The organism is Bradyrhizobium frederickii (assembly GCF_004570865.1).
Taxonomy (GTDB): Bacteria; Pseudomonadota; Alphaproteobacteria; order Rhizobiales; family Xanthobacteraceae; genus Bradyrhizobium; species Bradyrhizobium frederickii.
Genome location: NZ_SPQS01000038.1, coordinates 14,437 through 32,384, shown reverse-complemented (window position 1 = coordinate 32,384; position 17,948 = coordinate 14,437). Strand labels below are relative to the sequence as shown.

General features: G+C 66.2%; 11 protein-coding genes. 7 read left to right on the top strand and 4 right to left on the bottom strand.

What is annotated here, in order from left to right:
* Positions 1-47 precede the first annotated feature (47 nt).
* A complete protein-coding gene (locus E4K64_RS36140) occupies positions 48-1,448 on the bottom strand; it encodes a M48 family metalloprotease (protein ID WP_135167462.1) in 1,401 nt (466 codons plus the stop codon).
* 191 nt (positions 1,449-1,639) lie between these two features.
* On the opposite strand from E4K64_RS36140, the gene E4K64_RS36135 reads away from it, so the two are divergent.
* From E4K64_RS36135 to E4K64_RS36125, 3 genes are all read left to right on the top strand, one after another.
* A complete protein-coding gene (locus E4K64_RS36135; protein ID WP_135167461.1) occupies positions 1,640-2,827 on the top strand; it encodes a pyridoxal phosphate-dependent aminotransferase in 1,188 nt (395 codons plus the stop codon).
* Between the two features lie 92 nt (positions 2,828-2,919).
* Positions 2,920-3,477, top strand: a complete 558-nt coding sequence (locus E4K64_RS36130) for a biotin transporter BioY (protein WP_135167460.1) — start codon at positions 2,920-2,922, stop codon at positions 3,475-3,477.
* Positions 3,478-3,558: 81 nt separating this feature from the next.
* Positions 3,559-4,893: a dicarboxylate/amino acid:cation symporter gene (locus tag E4K64_RS36125; protein ID WP_135167459.1), complete on the top strand. Its 1,335-nt coding sequence runs from the start codon at positions 3,559-3,561 to the stop codon at positions 4,891-4,893.
* Positions 4,894-4,977: 84 nt separating this feature from the next.
* Here the strand turns inward: E4K64_RS36125 and E4K64_RS36120 are convergent, their stop codons facing one another.
* From E4K64_RS36120 to E4K64_RS36110, 3 genes are all read right to left on the bottom strand, one after another.
* A complete protein-coding gene (locus tag E4K64_RS36120; RefSeq protein WP_135167458.1) occupies positions 4,978-6,210 on the bottom strand; it encodes an NAD(P)/FAD-dependent oxidoreductase in 1,233 nt (410 codons plus the stop codon).
* A 37-nt stretch (positions 6,211-6,247) separates the two neighbouring features.
* Positions 6,248-7,744 (bottom strand): amidase, encoded by a 1,497-nt coding sequence (locus E4K64_RS36115; RefSeq protein ID WP_135167457.1) that lies wholly within the window; start codon positions 7,742-7,744, stop codon positions 6,248-6,250.
* Positions 7,745-7,848: 104 nt separating this feature from the next.
* The gene (locus E4K64_RS36110; RefSeq protein ID WP_135167456.1) at positions 7,849-10,944 is read right to left on the bottom strand and encodes an Rne/Rng family ribonuclease; all 3,096 of its coding nucleotides are present in this window, start codon (positions 10,942-10,944) and stop codon (positions 7,849-7,851) included.
* A 706-nt stretch (positions 10,945-11,650) separates the two neighbouring features.
* Here E4K64_RS36110 and E4K64_RS36105 point away from each other — a divergent pair.
* From E4K64_RS36105 to E4K64_RS36090, 4 genes are all read left to right on the top strand, one after another.
* Complete coding sequence (locus E4K64_RS36105) at positions 11,651-12,946, top strand: N-acetylmuramoyl-L-alanine amidase (protein WP_135167455.1); 1,296 nt, start codon at positions 11,651-11,653, stop codon at positions 12,944-12,946.
* A gap of 254 nt (positions 12,947-13,200) precedes the next feature.
* Entirely contained in the window at positions 13,201-15,702 is a 2,502-nt protein-coding gene (locus E4K64_RS36100) for a penicillin-binding protein 1A (RefSeq protein WP_135167454.1), read from the top strand.
* Positions 15,703-15,912: 210 nt separating this feature from the next.
* Positions 15,913-17,044 (top strand): peptide chain release factor 2 gene (prfB, locus tag E4K64_RS36095; protein ID WP_126261623.1). Its coding sequence is split into 2 segments (ribosomal slippage): positions 15,913-15,981 and positions 15,983-17,044, totalling 1,131 coding nucleotides; the frame shifts between segments, so codons are not numbered across the junction.
* Positions 16,945-17,928 carry an NAD(P)-dependent oxidoreductase gene (locus tag E4K64_RS36090; RefSeq protein WP_347338649.1) on the top strand — a complete coding sequence of 328 codons (984 nt, stop codon included), beginning with the start codon at positions 16,945-16,947 and terminating at the stop codon, positions 17,926-17,928. The genes prfB and E4K64_RS36090 overlap by 100 nt, the downstream gene beginning before the upstream one ends.
* Positions 17,929-17,948: the final 20 nt, after the last annotated feature.

The window sequence follows — 17,948 nt, the reverse complement described above, 5'->3', positions numbered from 1 at the left end:
TGTCAAAGCTCGGTGTCGTGACGTCGTGCTGTCAGGCGTCGTTCTCGTCAGTTGCGCGGCGGTTTCGCCGCCACGATATCGTCGGCCTTGACCCATCCAGGCGTGCCGACGGCAAAGCGGGTTTTCGCGCGCGTGGCGAGCTCGCGGGCGGTCTTGTTGTCGCCGCGCAAGTAAGCGGCCTGTGCCGATGCGAGATCCGCCTCGGCATAATCTCCCTTCCGGCCATAGGCCATCGCGAGCTGGCTGTAACCGAGGATGGCCTCGGGCTCCCGCGCCACCGCGGCGCGGAGAATCCGAACGGCGTCGTCGGTGTAGGCCTTATTATCGGTTCCAACCAGAGCCTGCCCAAGTAACATCTCGATGAGGGGTGAATTGTTCGAGAGTGCGACGGCCTTGCGCAGGGCCGGGATCGCCTCGGCCGGCTTGCCGCTTTCCAGCAGGGCCTGGCCGCGCACCTCGTAGAAATACGGGTTGTTCGGCTGAACCTGGATCAGCGCGTCGATCTGGGTGAGCGCATTGCGCAAATCGCCGTGCAGATAGGTGCTGATGGCGCGGGCATAGCGCGCCGGCATGCTGTCGTTCGACTGCGGATAGCGGCGGTAGACCGTCTCCGGCCGCTCCATGAAGGCGGATATCTTGGCGCGAACCATGTCGTGGCGAAGCTGAAGCGCGGGATCGTCCTTCTTGCTCCAGTAGGGGCTGGAGATCGCGAACTCCTGCAGCGCGGCAACGCGCTCGGCCGGCATCGGATGCGACTGGAGATAGGGGTCGGCGCCTCGCGCGGCGAACAGGCTCTCGCTGGTGAAGCGCTTGAAGGTCTCGTACATGCCCTTCGGCGATTGCTGGGTCGCGGTCAGGAATCGCACGCCGGCGCGGTCGGCGTTCTCCTCCTGCTGACGCTGATAGGACAGCAGCGACCGGCGGATCACCTCCTGGGGAGCGGCGATCGCGGCGGCCCCGGCATTGGCGAGCCCGTTACTGCCTGTGCTGCTGCGCTGGGTGCTGCCCGCGGCGATCGCGCCGGCGCCGAGCAGCATCGCGATGATCATCTGGGTCTGGGCGGCGGCGAGCTGCTCGCGCAGCTTGGACAGATGGCCGCCGGCCAGATGCCCGGTCTCGTGCGCGAGCACGCCGATGATCTGGTTCGGCGTCTCCGATTGAAGGATCGCGCCGTAATTGACGAAGATGCGGCGGCCATCGGCGACGAACGCGTTGAACGAGCTGTCGTTGAGGATCACCATCTGGATGTTCTGCTTCTCCAGTCCCGCGGCGCGCAGGATCGGGCGCGTATATTCGCGCAGCAGCTGCTCGGTCTCGGTGTCGCGCAGGACCGGCGGCCCTTTGGCTTGCGCGTGCGCGGCGGAGAACGGCGTCAGCGCGATCGCCGCAGCCGTGACGAGGGCGGTGAGGGCGGAAGCCTTCTGGCGCAATGCGATCTGGAGCGACATCAAACGGTCTTGGTCAAACGGTCTGGAAAGCAGTTTTCGTGATTGGTTTTGGCGATTGGCGGCGGACCGGATACGCGATATGCCCTTGTGAGCCGTTCCCCTTATGAGCCGCACAATGCGGCCAGTCTGGGGCGCAAGCGCCCCGTTTCCCGGACCGGACGCACCGGCCCGCCAGCGAATAGCAGAAATCGATGCACGATGCGACTTTAAGGAACCGGTTGGGGCAGTGGCTCGTGCCCTCCCGCCGCAGCGATGTTCCCCCGTTCATGGTGATGGACGTCATGGCCGCGGCGGCCCGAATCGAGGCCGCCGGCGGACACGTCATCCATATGGAGGTCGGCCAGCCTGCGGCCGGCGCGCCCAGGACGGCGATTGCCGCCGCCCATACGGCGCTCGAGACCGGGCGGATCGATTATACCTCCGCGCTCGGAATCCCCTCCTTGCGCGAGCGCATCGCCCGCCATTATCGCGACGCCTATGGCTGCGACGCCAGCCCCGAGCGGATCGTGGTGACCACCGGCTCCTCCGGCGGGTTCATCCTGGCGTTCCTGTCGATGTTCGAGCCGGGCGACCGCATCGCCGTGACGGTGCCGGGTTATCCGCCCTACCGGCATATCCTGACCGCGCTCGGTTGCGAGCCGGTGCTGATCGAGACCACGAACGAGACGCGCCATGCGCTCACCGGCGAGGCATTGCTCGCCGCCCATTGCAAGGCGCCGCTGAAGGGCGTGCTGGTCGGCAGCCCCGCCAATCCGACGGGGACAATGATGTCCCGCGAAGCGCTCGCCGGGCTGATTGCGGCCGCCGAAGACGCGGGCATCCGCTTCATCTCGGACGAGATTTATCATGGGCTCGATTATGCGTTTCCGGCCGTCACCGCCGCCGCGCTGTCGGAGCACGCACTCGTGATCAACTCGTTCTCGAAGTACTTTTGCATGACGGGCTGGCGCGTCGGCTGGATGGTCGTACCCGAAATCCTGGTGCGGCCGATCGAGCGGCTGCAGCAGAACCTGTCGATCTCGGTGCCGGCGCTGTCGCAGATCGCGGCGGAGGCCGCCTTCGACGGTGCGGCCGAGATGGAGGCGATCAAGCACGGCTATCAGGAAAACCGGCAGATTTTGATCGAGGGATTGCCGAAGGCGGGCCTCAGCAAATTCCTGCCGGCCGATGGTGCATTTTATCTCTATGCCGACGTCTCCGACTTCACCTCCGACAGTTTCGAGTTCGCCAAGCAGATGCTGGAACAGGCACGCGTTGCGGCTACGCCCGGCCTCGATTTCGATCCCGTCCACGGCCGATCGTTCATTCGCTTTTCTTATGCACGCTCGCCGGGGGAGATGCGCGAGGCAGTTGACCGGATCGCTCACTGGCTTAAATAGCCGCCAGTTTTCGACCAGCTCCGGAGTTCAACTTGCCTGACCACCGATCCGTCCCGACTGCTGCTGCGCCACATTTTTCTCTCGCCGCTTTGATGTGGCCAACCCGGCCGGGCGAAACCGTCGGCGCAGTGCGTGCCGTCGTGCTGGTTGGACTCGGCACGGCATTGATGGCGCTATCGGCCAAGGTCAGCCTGCCGCTGCCCTATGTGCCCATGACGTTGCAGACGTTGGTGGTGCTGATGATCGGCGCGGCCTATGGCTGGCGTCTTGGCAGCGCAACCATGATCGCCTACCTCGCCGAGGGCGCGCTTGGCGCGCCGGTCTTTGCCGGACCGGTGGGTGGAATTGCACCGCTAATTGGCCCGACCGCAGGCTATCTGTTCGGTTTCATTGCGGCCGCTTTCGTGACCGGCTGGCTCGCCGAGCGCGGCTGGGATCGCAGCGTGGCGCTGCTGTTTGCAGCCATGGCTGTTGGCCATATCGTCATTCTGGCCGCCGGCTTCGGCTGGCTGGCGTTCGGTCTCGGGCTCGGCGTTGCGAAGGCCTGGCAGGTCGGCATCGTGCCGTTCGTTGCGGCTTCGCTGGTCAAGAATGCGCTTGGCGCGACGTTGATGCCGGCGGCACGCAGGCTGATCGAGCGCCGTCGATAAAGCGCGAAAGTTCGCGGTTCCAATTGACAGGGCCGGCCAAGTTGATCTTGGCTGGCCCAGCGTTTGAGGGGGAGTGAAACGATGACGACCACAACGATGGTGGGGGCGCCGATCGCGCCGCCCGCAGCAAAGCCGTGGTACAAGGTTCTCTACGTCCAGGTGCTGATCGCCATTGTGCTCGGCGCCCTGGTCGGCTGGCTCTGGCCTACGGTCGCTACGAATGAATGGATCAAGGCCCTCGGCGACGGCTTCATCAAGCTGATCAAGATGGTGATCGCGCCGATCATCTTCTGCACCGTCGTCTCCGGCATCGCCCACATCCAGGATGCCAAGAAGGTCGGCCGCATCGGCGTCAAGGCGCTGGTCTATTTCGAGGTCGTCTCGACCTTCGCCCTGGTGCTCGGCCTCGTCGTCGGCAATCTCGTCAAGCCGGGCGCAGGCTTCGGCAATGCGGCGGCAAGTGCGGAGGCGGTTTCCAAGTTTGCGGACCAGGCCAAGGCGCAGAAGTCCGTCGATTTCGTGCTGCACATCATTCCGGACACCGTGGTCGGTGCCTTCGCGCAAGGCGAGATCCTGCAGGTGCTGCTGTTCGCGGTGCTGTTCGGCTTCGCGCTCATGAGTCTCGGCGAACGCGGCCACACCATCCGCAGCTTCATCGACGACGCCGCCCATGCGGTCTTCGGCGTCATCTCTATCGTGATGCGCGCCGCGCCGATCGGCGCGTTCGGTGCGATGGCCTACACCATCGGCAAGTTCGGCACCGGTGCGATCCTCAACCTGATCGGGCTGATCGCGACCTTCTACGTCACCGCGGCCTTGTTCGTGTTCGTCGTGCTCGGCATCATCGCGCGCCTGGCCGGCTTCTCGATCTTCAAGTTCCTGGCCTACATCAAGGACGAGCTGCTGATCGTGCTCGGCACGTCCTCCTCGGAGAGCGCGTTGCCGTCCATGATGGAGAAGCTGGAGCGGCTCGGCTGCTCCAAGTCGGTGGTCGGCCTCGTGGTACCCACGGGTTACTCGTTCAACCTCGACGGCACCAACATCTACATGACGCTGGCGACGCTGTTCATCGCACAAGCGCTCGGCGTCGATCTCAGCTTCAGCCAGCAGCTCACGATCCTGGTCGTGGCGATGCTGACCTCGAAGGGCGCCTCCGGCATCACCGGCGCGGGCTTCATCACGCTGGCGGCGACGCTGGCTGTGGTCGATCCGCGCCTCGTGCCGGGCATGGCGATCGTGCTCGGCATCGACAAGTTCATGAGCGAGTGCCGCGCTCTGACCAATCTGTGCGGCAACGGCGTCGCCTGCGTGGTCGTCGCCTGGTGGGAGGGTGAGCTCGACCGCGACAAGCTCAACGCCAACCTCGCCAAGCAGATCGATCCGACCGATATGGAGACGGCGATCACGACGGACTGAGCTGGATTCGACGGCGCGCCGCGCCGTCAGACCTCGAAGTGCCAGGGCTGGTCGAGAACCTCGATCAGCCCTCGCTTTTTGGATCTAAAACCGCTCCGGCCGATAGGGCAGCGGATCGATCGCCGGCGTCTCGCCGCTCATGATTTCGGCGAGCAGGCGTCCGGTCGCAGGTCCCAGGGTGAAACCCTGGTGGCCGTGGCCGAAATTCATCCACAGGCCGGGATGACGCGGAGCTTGCCCGAGCACGGGTAGCATGTCGGGCGTGCAGGGGCGGGTGCCGAACCACGGATCCGGCTCGACGCGCTTGCCGAGATCGATCAGCTCGCGGGCGGAGCTTTCCGCGCTGGCGAGCTGCACGGGCGTGGCGAGCGCGTCCATGCCGGTCAATTCCGCGCCGGTGGTAATGCGGATTCCCTTCGCCATCGGACCCATGGCGTAGCCGCCGCCCTTGTCGACGAGCGGTAGGTCGAGCGAGGCGCCGCCGCTGTAATGCATGTGGTAGCCGCGCTTGCGCACCAGCGGAATGCGATAGCCGAACTTGTGCAGCAGATCGGGCGACCACGGCCCGAGCGTCACGACGGCGTGGGCGGCGTCGAGGCGCCCCTGGTCCGTCACGACCGACCAGCCGCTCGCGGTCTGTTGCAGCGACTGCGCATCGCCGAGCACGATGGTGCCGCCGAGGCGCTCGAACAGCTGGGCATAGGACGTGACCAGCGCGCCGGGATCGGAGACGGTCCAGGTGTCGAGCCAATGGATCGCGCCGGGAAGGTCGTCGCGGAGGATCGGCTCGGCTTTGGCGAGCTCGCTGCCGGAGAGCACGCGAAAATTCACGCCGAAGTCGCGCTGGTCTTCCTCCGCGGCCTTGATCGAGAGGTCCAGGTCGGCGGCGTTGCGGTACAGCGCCCGATAGCCGGCGCGGCGGATCAGATTGTCGGCATGAGCTTCGCGAACTAGGATGTCGTGTTCCGAAGTCGCGTAGGCGATCAGTCGCGCCCAGGCCTCGATCGCGTCGCGATGCCGTTTCGGCGCCGAGTGCCACCAATAGCGGAGCAGGGGCTCGATGTGGCGGTGGAGCGACGACAGGCTGTAGCGCACGTCGTTGGTGCGGCCTGTCGCGATCTTCAGGAGCGTCGCAAGGTCGCGCGGCATCGGATAGGGGCGGACCGCTTCGGCCTGGATCATGCCGGCGTTGCCGTAGCTGGTCTCGCGACCCGGCTCCCTGCGGTCGACGAGCGTGACGGCCCAGCCGCGCTGCCGCAGGTGCAGCGCGGCGCTGACACCGATCATGCCGCCGCCGAGAACCATTGCGCTTTGCATCGGAAGACTTCTCCTGTCGGACCGGGGCGTTCCCAAGTTATTCCCAAGTGAGGAAGCCGGGGGCAACGGACAGCGGCGGCGCCGCGGCAAGCCGCGCCAGATCCGGGACGGGCCGGCACAATTGCGCATCGCCTGCGAACGCGGCCTCGATGCCCGCGGCGACCGAGAGCACGATGGCGTCGCCGCCGCGCGGTCCGATGATCTGGAGGCCGAACGGCAGTCCGGCTTCATCGAGGCCGAGCGGAATGCTGATCGCGGGATGACCGGGGAGCGTGACGGCGTAGGCCAGCGCGAGCCAGTGGAAGTAGGACCGGGTCGGCACGCCGTCGATCTCAGCCGGATGAGGCTCCGACCACGGCCGCGGGCTCAGCGTAATGGTCGGGCTGATCAGCACGTCGCAGCTTTCGAAGAAGCTCTGATAGGCGCGATAGATCCGCGTCTGAGTCGCCGTGGCCCGCGCATGGTCCTCGAGCGTGTAGCCGAGCCCTTCCTCGACATTGGCGCGGACATTGGGGCCGAGCATCTCGCGACGTTCTTTGTAGTTCTTGCCGTGCATGGCCAGGAACAGGCCGGCGCGCAACACGGCGAAGGCGTCGTCCGCCCCGGAGCAATCCGGCGTCGCCTCGCGGGATTCCGCGAACAGCGGCGCGAGCTTCTTCACCCGCGCCCGGAACACGCGCCGGATCGCCTGCTCGGTCGGGGCGAAGCCAAAATCCTCGGTGAAGGCGAGGCGCAGCTTGCCAAGCTCTGCGGGGCGCGGAGCGGCCCAGCGCTCGGCGCAAGCGCGCACGGGCTCGCCGGGCAGCGTATAGGCGAGCGGATCGCGGGCGTCATCGCTCGCCATCACCGACAGCATCAGCGCAGTGTCGGCGACGTTGCGCGCCATCGGCCCGTCGGTCGACAAATTGGACCAGCCGAACGCACGCTTCTCGCTGGCCACGAGGCCGTAGGACGGGCGCATGCCGACGATGCCGGCGAAGCCTGCCGGATTGCGCAGGGAGCCGCCGGTGTCCGAGCCCGAGGCGAGCGGAGCCATGCCGCAGGCGAGCGCCACCGCCGAGCCACCGGAGGAGCCCGCCGCCGAGCGCATGGGATCGAAGGGATTGCCGGTCGCGCCGAATACGGGATTGCGGGTGTTGCCGCCCGCCGCCCATTCCGGCGTGTTGGTCTTGCCGAAGATGATGGCGCCCGCGGCGCGCAGGCGCGCGACCGAGCCCTGGTCGGCAGCCGGGACGTTATCCTTCAGCAGCGGGCTGCCATAGGTGGAGCGCATCCCGGCGGTGTCCTGGGTGTCCTTGATGAGAACGGGAAGCCCGTGCAGAGCACCGCGATCCTCGCCGCGCAGCATGGCGGCTTCGGCCGCCTTGGCGGCGGCGCGTGCGCCCGGCTCGTCCAGCGTCACGACGGCGTTGACGGCGGGGTTGATCGCGGCGATGCGCGACAGACAGGCGTCGAGCAAGTCGACGGGCGAGATCGCCCGGGCGGCCAACAGGCGGCGCAGTTCGACGGCGCTGGAATCGCAAAGCTCTGACAATGCCGGTCCCCTTTCAGATTGCGAAAACGGCTTAGCACATTGGCGCAACGGCGAAATAAAAACGCCCGGCCGGTGCCGGGCGTTTTGCATTTGGATGTTCGGCCTTATTCGCCGCCGCCGAAACGGCGGGACCACCAGCCGGCGCGGCGCGGGGCGGCGGGCGTCTCGCTTGCCGGTTGCGGCGCGGGTTCGGCTGCCGGGGCGGGCGGCGTGACCGGCTCGGCCGCCTGCACGACCGGCGTTGCCGGCTCGCTCGGGCTGCTCGACAGGAAGCTCACCTTTTCGCGCACGGTGGAGCGGCGCCGTGCGGCCTTGTCGTCGACGGGCTCTTCCTCCGCGGCAACGGGCTCGGGCTGGGCGGACACCTCGGTCTGCACCTCGGCGCGCGGTTCCGGCTGCAAGGCTTGCGGTTCAGTGCTGTGCTCGGCTTGCGCAATCGAGGGCGCAGCCTCATTGCCGAAGCCGTCGAAATCGGCGACCGCGTCGGCAGCTTCCGATGGCTGATTGGTGCCGAGTTCGTCGCTGATCGAGCCGGCGAGACCTTCCTCGCCGCCACCGCGACGGCGGCGCCCGCCGCGGCGACCGCGCCGGCGCCGGCGCTCGCCGCTGCCCTGCTGCTCACCACGGGCTGCTTGTTCCTCGCCTTCCTCGCCGTCCTGCTCGGATTCGGCATCGTCCTCGCCTTCGCCGGCCGCGACGGCCGCCTCGGGAAGAGTGGGGGGGCTATCCTCGCGCAACTCGCCGTCGCGCGGGCCACCGCGGCCGCGGCGGCGACGGCGGCGCTTGCGGCGCTGGCCGTCCTGGTCGGACGCGGCTTCGCCGGACGCCTGCTCCTCGGCGAGACCTTCGGTCTCCTCGGTTTCGATCTCGGATTCGGTCTCGATGTCGAAGACTTCCTCATCGTCGTAGGGCTCTTCGGGCAGCGGCGGCGGGCTCGCAGCCGCCTGCGCCACAAGCAGCGCCTTGGCGGCTTCCAGCGTATGCACCTGCTCGCCGCGGTCGATCACGTAAGCCTGAGGTCCGCTGACGGACTGATCGGCAATCACCGACAGCGTCACCTTGAAGCCGTTCTCGAGGTCGCGGAGGTGGCCGCGCTTGTGGTTGAGCACATAGAGCGCGACGTCGGTGCGGGTGCGGACCACGAGATTATGGGTCGCGCCCTTCATCAGGATTTCTTCGAGACCGCGCAGCAGCTGGAGCGCCACCGAGGACACCGAGCGGACATGGCCGGTGCCGCCACAATGCGGGCACGGATCGGTCGAGCTCTCGAGCACGCTGGCACGGATGCGCTGGCGCGACATTTCGAGCAGGCCGAAATGCGAGATGCGTCCGACCTGGATGCGCGCGCGATCCTGCCTGAGGCAGTCGGACAGCTTGCGCTCGACCGCACGGTTGTTGCGCTTCTCGTCCATGTCGATGAAGTCGATGACGATCAGGCCGGCGAGGTCGCGCAGGCGAAGCTGGCGGGCGACCTCTTCGGCCGCCTCCAGGTTGGTCTTCAGCGCGGTGTCCTCGATGTGGTGCTCGCGCGTCGATCGGCCGGAGTTGACGTCGATCGAGACCAGCGCCTCGGTCTGATTGATCACGATGTAGCCGCCGGAGCGCAGCTGCACGGTCGGCGAGAACATCGCGTCGAGCTGGCTCTCGACGCCCATGCGCGAGAACAACGGCTGGCCGTCGCGATATTGCTTCACCGCGCTGACATTGGCGGGCATCAACATCTTCATGAAGTCGCGCGCTTCACGGTAGCCGGACTCGCCGGCCACCTGAATCTCGTCGATCTCCTTGTTGTAGAGGTCGCGCAGCGAGCGCTTGATCAGCGAGCCTTCCTCGTAGACGAGGGTCGGGGCCTGCGACTTCAGCGTGAGGTCGCGCACCGTCTCCCACATCCGGATCAGATATTCGAAGTCGCGCTTGATCTCGGGCTTGGTTCGGGCGGCGCCGGCTGTGCGCAGGATGATTCCCATGCCCTCGGGCACGTCGAGATCCTGCACCACTTCCTTCAGGCGGGAACGGTCCTGGGCGCTCGTGATCTTGCGGCTGATGCCGCCGCCGCGCGCGGTGTTCGGCATCAACACGGCATAGCGGCCGGCGAGCGACAGATAGGTCGTCAGCGCAGCGCCCTTGTTGCCACGCTCTTCCTTGACGACCTGGACCAGCATCACCTGGCGGCGCTTGATGACTTCCTGGATCTTGTACTGGCGGCGCGGGCGGAACGTACGCTCCGGCACTTCCTCCAGCACGTCGTCGCCGCCGACGGATTCGACGACTTCCTCTTCGGCTTCCTCGCCGTCCTCGTCCTCATCCTCGTCTTCGTCGTCTTCGCCTGCGTCCCCGGCTTCGGCATGGGGCGCCTCGGTGCTCTCGCCGTACACGGCGTCGGCCGGCTCAGCGGCAGCGGTCACGGCTTCGGCGAGGGCCTCGGCATGCGCTTCGGAGGGAGCTGCCTCCAGCGGCTCGGCAACAGTCCCGGTCGCGACCACGGGCTCGGCGCCGACGGCCGCGACAGGCGCGGGCGTCTCGGCGGCATGATCGTGGTCGTGATGGTCGTGCTGATGATCGTGATCGTGACCATGGTCGTGATCGTGGGCGTGCTCGTCATGATGGGCATGACGATCGTCGTGATCGTGCTCGCCATGATCATGTCCGTTATGGTCGTGGTCGTGGCTTTCGTGCTCGCCGTGATGCTCGGCACCGGCATGCAGATGCTCGCCCTCGTGCAGGGCATCCTCGCCATGCTCCGGCTGCGCCCCGCCCTCGATCGGCTGGGCGGCGGGATCGGCACCGGCGTCGAGGCCCTCGACGACGTCGCTGCGCACGCGCTCGCCATGACCGCGGCGGCGGGCATTGCGGTGGCGCGAACGGCGGCGCCCGTGCGAGCGGTTCTCGCTCTCCTCTTCGGCCTCGCGATGGGCCTGTTCCTCGGCCTCGATCAGCGCCTGCCGGTCGGCGACCGGGATTTGGTAATAGTCGGGATGGATTTCGCTGAAGGCGAGGAAGCCGTGACGGTTGCCGCCATATTCGACGAAGGCGGCCTGGAGCGAGGGTTCGACCCTTGTGACCTTGGCGAGGTAGATATTCCCGCGCAGTTGCTTGCGTTGCGCAGTCTCGAAATCAAACTCTTCGACGCGATTGCCGCGGACCACGACGACCCGGGTCTCTTCCGGGTGGGTGGCGTCGATCAACATCTTGTTGGGCATGTCTTAACTCTTGGCGGCGGCGGGCGCGATTCACCGTGGGCGCGTATCGCGCCGCCGGGTGACGCGACGGTCCACCTGATTCGGGGGTGAGGGGAAGGCCGAAACGCCGTCTCTCGCGCCTTGCCGGACCGGAAGCTTCAGGACCATTGCGGCGCGCGGGATTTTCACTCCGCAGCGTCGCGAATGGTCCTTCAGAATTCGTCGGCACAGTCTGGCGCATCAAGCGTCGGCCCGTATGAAACATTGGGCGGCGAGGCCGCCCTTCAATCAGTTGCTGCTGGCCAGGCATGGCGCGAGCGCGCTCGCCTTGGGGATCACGAACCGCTCCCTTGGGATCAAGGGACCGGGTATTGGGTTACGTCGCTGTCAGAACCGTCCCGGCAACGTGAGTGGTAATCCGGGACCGTTCCGCCGCCGACGCTTGACCCGTTCCACCCGCTGCCGCGCACCGCGCTGGCCTAAGAGGGAAACGGAAAACGCTGGAATTCCCAAACCTTGAGAGTTCCGGCGCTGCACCGGGAGGCTGAATGCGACGCAACCGAAAATATCGGCCGTCAGCATTCCGTACATACGAGGAATGAGCCATCCGTGCAAGGGAGCGTCGCACGGCGGTCACAGTCGAAGAGTTTCGCACTTCCGTCATTAGGGACCGATTAACCCTGTGGTTCTATTGCGTTAAAAGGGGCTGCTCGGAGGCACGGAATCGGTGGCGAGCCGCACAAATCAACGGGTTTTGCTGGGATGCGCACTGTTGTGCGCTGCAGTGTTGCCATGGGCTGATTCCTCGCGCCTGCGGGCGGCGGAAAGCCAGCCACAACCCGCTGTTGCGGCGGCGAATTTTCCAATCGCCTCGGCCGCGCGGCTGGCCGGTGACGGCAAGCAGACCCGCTTCATTCTCGACATCAACCAGGCCGTGACCTTCCGCGCCGTCACGCTGGCTGACCCGTACCGGGTCGTCGTCGACGTGCCCCAGGTCAATTTTCAGCTGCCTGCCGGCACGGGGGCCGCGGGGCGCGGACTGGTCAAGGCCTTCCGCTATGGGCTCGTCATGCCCGGCGGCTCGCGAATCGTGTTCGACCTGACGGGACCGGCCAAGATCGCCAAGTCCTACGTGGTCGAGGCGGCCAACGGCCAGCCGGCCCGGCTTGTGCTGGAGCTCGAGGAGGCCGACCGTGCCGCCTTCGTGCAGGCGCTCGCGCCAGAAAACCGCCCCGAGCTGCGGCCCACGATCGCCGAGGCGCAGCCTGCAACGGCCCCCGCGACCACAGCCCCGGAAACGGCGCAGCAGAAGGCCGACGGCCGCCCGGTGGTCGTGATCGATCCCGGCCATGGCGGCATCGACAATGGCACGCAGTCGAGCGGCGAGAGCGAAAAGAACCTGGTGTTGGCCTTCGGGTTGGCGCTCCGCGACAAACTGGAGAAGGCCGGCAAGTACCGTGTGGTCATGACGCGGGACGACGACACCTTCATTCCCCTCAATGACCGGACCAAGATCGCCCGCAATCACAAGGCGGCGTTGTTCGTCTCGATCCATGCCGATGCGCTGCCGCGGGCCGAGGGCGATGCGCAGGGCGCGACCATCTATACGCTGTCCGACAAGGCGTCCGACGCCGAGGCCCAGCGGCTGGCGGATGCGGAAAACCGGGCCGATGCGATCGCCGGCTTCAACCTCGCCGAGGAGCCGACCGACGTCGCCGACATCCTGATCGACCTCACGCAGCGAGAAACCCGCACTTTTTCAAACCGTTTCGCCCGCCTCTTGATGGGTGAAATGAAGTCGACGGTGCGGATGCACAAGCATCCCCTGAAGTCGGCCGGCTTCCGGGTCCTGAAGGCGCCCGACGTGCCGTCGGTGCTGGTCGAGATCGGGTACGTCTCCAACAAGGGCGACCTCGAGCATCTGGTCTCCGAGGGCTGGCGGTCCCGTGCCGTGGGCTCGATGGCGCAGGCGATCGACGGGTTCTTGACCAAACGGATGGCCACGGCGGGATCGTCAAACTGACGACCCGGGGATCTTCGAACTGAAAGGGGTTTTCCGCCCCCTCGCAAAGGCCCTAGTTTGGCCACAGCGGGCGCTTTATAAAAAACGCCGCAGGGGGTTCCGGAATCGGCGAGAATCCCGCTCGGCAAGCGTCTTAAGTCCGGCACTTGATGGTATTGTGTAGCCGGCGAATTCGCGACGTGAGGTTGGTGCCAGTTTGGGGTGCCAAGGGGTCGATACTGGGCTGATCCAGACTTTGAACGGATAAACAGATAATGCGCTTGCTGGTGCGGTTCATGGGCTTCCTGTTCGCCGCGGGAACAGTGGTGTTCCTTGTCGGTGTCGGGGCCGTGGCAGGCTTGATCTGGCATTTCTCCAAGGACTTGCCTGACTATTCTCAGCTTCAGGATTACGAGCCGCCGGTGATGACCCGCGTGCACGCGGTCGACGGCTCGCTGGTCGGCGAATACGCCAAGGAGCGGCGCCTCTATCTGCCGATCCAGGCGGTGCCCAAGCTCGTGATCAACGCGTTCCTCGCGGCCGAGGACAAGAATTTCTACGAGCATGGCGGCATCGACTACACCGGCATGGCGCGCGCGGGCCTAGTCTACATCCAGAACTACGGCTCGAACCGCCGTCCGCAGGGCGCCTCCACCATCACCCAGCAGGTCGCCAAGAACTTCCTTCTGACCAACGAGGTCTCGTTCGCCCGCAAGATCAAGGAAGCCTTGCTGGCGATGCGGATCGAGAAGACCTATTCGAAGGACAAGATCCTCGAGCTGTATCTGAACGAGATCTATCTCGGTCTCGGTGCCTACGGCATCGCGGCCGCGTCGCTGGTCTATTTCGACAAGTCGGTGAACGAGCTGACCGTGGCGGAAGCGTCCTATCTGGCGGCGCTGCCGAAGATGCCGGCGACCCTGCATCCCGTCCGCAACCGTGACCGCGCCATCGAGCGCCGCAACTATGTCGTCGACCGTCTGCTCGAGAACGGCTGGATCAAGCAGGCCGACGCCGACAAGGCGCGCAAGGAGCCGCTCGCCGTCACCAGCCGCTCCAACGGCGCCCACACTTTCGCCGGCGAATATTTCGCCGAGGAAGTTCGCCGAGACATCTTCGAGCGCTACGGCGAGAAGAAGCTGTATGAAGGCGGCCTGTCGGTCCGCACCACGCTGAATCCGAAGATCCAGGTCATGGCCCGCAAGGCGATGGTCACCGGCCTCGTGAACTATGACGAGCAGCAGGGCTATCGTGGTGCCATGAGCAAGCTCGACGTCTCGGGGGACTGGGGCGTCAAGCTCGCCGAGATCAAGTCGCTCTCCGACATCTCGCCGTGGCGCATGGCGGTCGTGCTGGAAACCAGCGACCAGTCGGCGCGCATCGGCTTCCAGCCGAGCCGCGAGCTTGGCGGCGCCGTCAGCAAGCAGCGCGAGACCGGCATCATCACGGTCGACGGCGTCAAATGGGCGCGAGCCGCGCAAGGCGGAACCAAGGGCAAGACGCCGACGGCAGTATCGCAGGTGCTGCAGCCGGGCGACGTGATCTACGCCGATCCGCTCTACAAGGACGGCCAGCCGGTCGAGGGCCAGTACCGCCTGCGCCAGATCCCCGAAGTGTCCGGCGCGATGGTGGCGATGGATCCCTGGACCGGCCGCGTGCTCGCAATGGTCGGCGGCTTCTCGTTCGACCAGAGCCAGTTCAACCGCGCCACGCAGGCCTATCGGCAGCCGGGTTCCTCGTTCAAGCCGATCGTGTATTCGGCTGCGCTCGACAACGGCTATACGCCCTCGACCGTCGTGCTCGATGCTCCCATCGAAATCGATCAGGGGCAGGGCGCCGGCGTATGGCGGCCGGAAAACTTCTCCTCGGGCAAATTCCAGGGACCGGTGACGCTGCGCAACGCGTTGCGGCAATCCCTCAACACGGTGACGGTGCGCCTTGCGCAGGACATCGGCATGCCGCTGATCGGCGAATATGCCCGCCGTTTCGGCGTCTATGACGAGCTGCCGAACTATCTTTCCTATGCGCTCGGCGCCGGCGAAACGACGGCGATGCGCATGGTCACGGCATACTCGATGCTCGCCAATGGCGGCCGCCGCGTGAAGCCGACGCTGATCGACCGTATCCAGGACCGTTACGGCCGCACCATCTTCAAGCACGACCAACGCGAATGCCGCGGCTGCGACGCGCCGGGCGGCTGGAAGAACCAGGCCGAGCCGCAGCTGATCGACCGCCGCGAGCAGGTGCTGGATTCCATGACCGCCTACCAGATCACCGAGCTGATGGAGGGCGTGGTCCAGGCCGGTACCGCGACCGTGGTCAAGGAGGTCGGCAAGCCGGTCGCCGGCAAGACCGGCACCACCAACGAGGCCAAGGACGCCTGGTTCGTCGGCTTCTCGCCCGACATCGCCGTCGCCATCTATATGGGCTACGACAAGCCGCGTCCGCTCGGCAAAGGAAATGCCGCAACCGGCGGCCATCTGGCGGCTCCCATCGCGCGCGATTTCCTCAAGCTCGCGCTCGCCGACAAGCCCGCGGTTCCGTTCAAGGTGCCGGCCGGCATCAAGCTCGTCCGCGTCGCCTCCAAGACCGGCATGCGCGCCGGTCCCGGCGAGACCGGCGGCACCATCCTCGAAGCCTTCAAGCCGGGCACGGCGCCGCCGGACAATTATTCGGTCATCGGCGTCGCCGACGCCGACGGGCGCATGCCGGCCTCGCAGCAGCAGCAGCCTGATTCCGGCTTCTTCATGCGGCCCGGCACCGGCGGGCTGTACTGAAGCTTGATCCGGAAAAGTGCGCAGCGGTTTTCCGAAAAGATCATGCTTATACAACGGCCTAAAGCGTGATGACGATTCATCCTGATCGCATCGCGCTTTAGCGGATAATGCAGGCGATTGGCGGTTCCGGCGGTTGCGCTTTGCAGCCGCCGCCGCTACATCCCGATCTCAATTGCACGCGGGACCAATTCCGCGAGACCAGAGACCCACATGCGCGCCGAAATCGAACGGTTGGTAGAAGAGATCAAGCAGTCAGTCGGGCTGCTGAGGAGGCATCTTTGACGTCGAGAAATCGACGGCCCGCCTCGCTGAGCTGAACAAGCTCGCAGAAGATCCCAATCTCTGGAACGATCCCCAGAAGGCCCAGAAGCTGATGCAGGAGCGGACCTCGCTTGAGGATTCGCTCTCCGGCATCGGCAAGGTCGAGCAGGAGCTCGAAGACGATATCGGCATGATCGAGCTCGGCGAGGCCGAGGGCGATGACGGCGTCGTCGCCGAGGCTGAAGCTGCGCTGAAGAACCTGAAGAAGGAAGTGGCGCGGCGCGAGCTCGAGGCGCTGCTGTCGGGCGAAGCCGACCGCTTCGATTCCTATCTCGAGGTCCATGCCGGCGCCGGCGGCACCGAGAGCCAGGACTGGGCGCAGATGCTGCTGCGCATGTACACGCGCTGGGCCGAAACGCACGGCTTCAAGGTCGAATATCTCGAAGAGTCCGAGGGCGAAGAGGCCGGCATCAAGTCGGCGACTATCCAGGTCTCCGGCCACAACGCCTATGGCTGGCTGAAGACTGAAGCCGGCGTGCACCGCCTCGTCCGCATCTCGCCGTTCGATTCCAATGCGCGGCGGCACACCTCGTTCTCGAGCGTGCAGGTGTTTCCCGTCATCGACGACAGCATCAAGATCGACATCAAGGAATCCGACGTTCGCGTCGATACGATGCGGTCGGGCGGCGCCGGCGGCCAGCACGTCAACAAGACCGAATCCGCGGTGCGCCTGACGCATATTCCGACCGGCGTCGCCGTGGTCTGCCAGGCCGGCCGCTCCCAGCACAAGAACCGGGCACAGGCCTGGGACATGCTGCGCGCGCGCCTCTACGAGATCGAGCTGAAGAAGCGCGAGGAGAAGGCCGCCGCCGACCAGGCCGCCAAGACCGATATCGGCTGGGGCCACCAGATCCGCTCCTATGTGCTGCAGCCCTATCAGATGGTGAAGGATCTGCGCACCGGCGTGCAGACCTCCGACACATCGGGCGTGCTCAATGGCGAGCTCGACGAGTTCATGGCCGCGACGCTGGCACAGCGCGCGTTCGGCACCACGACCGGCGAGATCGAGGACGTGGACTAGCCATGCCCCGTGTCGCCTTCATCGGATTGGGGCGGATGGGGCACGGCATGGCCGGCCGCTATCTCGATGCCGGCTTCACGGTGACGCTGTGGAATCGCAGCAGGGCGAAAGCGGAAGACCTGATCGCCCGCGGGGCGCATTGGGCGACCTCGCCGGAGGATGCCGCGATCGATGCCGACGCCGTCGTGACCATGGTCGCCGACGACGAGGCCTCGCGCGCGGTCTGGCTTGGGCCGAAGGGCGCGGCGAAGACCGCCAAGTCCGGCACCATCGCGATCGAATGCTCGACGGTCTCCTATGATCATGCCCGCGAGATGGGCCGCGAGCTGAATGCGCGCGGGTTGATCTACATCGACTGCCCCGTGACGGGATTGCCGGACGCGGCGGCCGCCGGGAAACTGACGCTGCTGGTCGGCGCCGATGCAGCCGATCTCGAACGCGCGCGGCCCTATCTCGAACCGATCGGCTCGACCATTCGCCATTTCGGCGCGGTCGGCTCCGGCACCGTCTACAAGCTCATCAACAATCTCATGGGCGCGATCCAGATCGCCGGCCTCGCCGAGGGGCTCGCGATCGCCGAGCAGGCCGGGCTCGACATGAACCTGGTGCTGGAGTCGATCCAGGCGGGCGTCGCCGCAAGCCCGCAGGTCACGCGTCATTCCAAGCGCATGGTCGCCCGCGATTTCTCCGGCGCGACCTTCACCGCGGCGCTGCGGCACAAGGATGCCGCCTATGCCGTGAAGCTGGCGGAGAGCCTCCTGGCCGGCAAGCCGCTGGTCGCGCGCGCCGCGGTCGAGGCCTACGCGCAGGCCAAGGCGGCGATGCCGGATGACGACGAAGGCCGGATGATCGAGCTGGTGTCGCGGCCGAAGAGCCCGTCCTAGGACTCATAAACTTCAGCTCA

Excerpts from the sequence above, each read along its gene's own strand:
- E4K64_RS36125 (WP_135167459.1), top strand. The coding sequence starts at position 3,559 with ATGACGACCACAACGATGGTGGGGGCGCCGATCGCGCCGCCCGCAGCA.
- E4K64_RS36130 (WP_135167460.1), top strand. The coding sequence starts at position 2,920 with ATGTGGCCAACCCGGCCGGGCGAAACCGTCGGCGCAGTGCGTGCCGTC.
- E4K64_RS36100 (WP_135167454.1), top strand. The coding sequence starts at position 13,201 with ATGCGCTTGCTGGTGCGGTTCATGGGCTTCCTGTTCGCCGCGGGAACA.
- E4K64_RS36135 (WP_135167461.1), top strand. The coding sequence starts at position 1,640 with ATGCACGATGCGACTTTAAGGAACCGGTTGGGGCAGTGGCTCGTGCCC.
- E4K64_RS36110 (WP_135167456.1), bottom strand. The coding sequence starts at position 10,944 with ATGCCCAACAAGATGTTGATCGACGCCACCCACCCGGAAGAGACCCGG.
- E4K64_RS36120 (WP_135167458.1), bottom strand. The coding sequence starts at position 6,210 with ATGCAAAGCGCAATGGTTCTCGGCGGCGGCATGATCGGTGTCAGCGCC.
- E4K64_RS36140 (WP_135167462.1), bottom strand. The coding sequence starts at position 1,448 with ATGTCGCTCCAGATCGCATTGCGCCAGAAGGCTTCCGCCCTCACCGCC.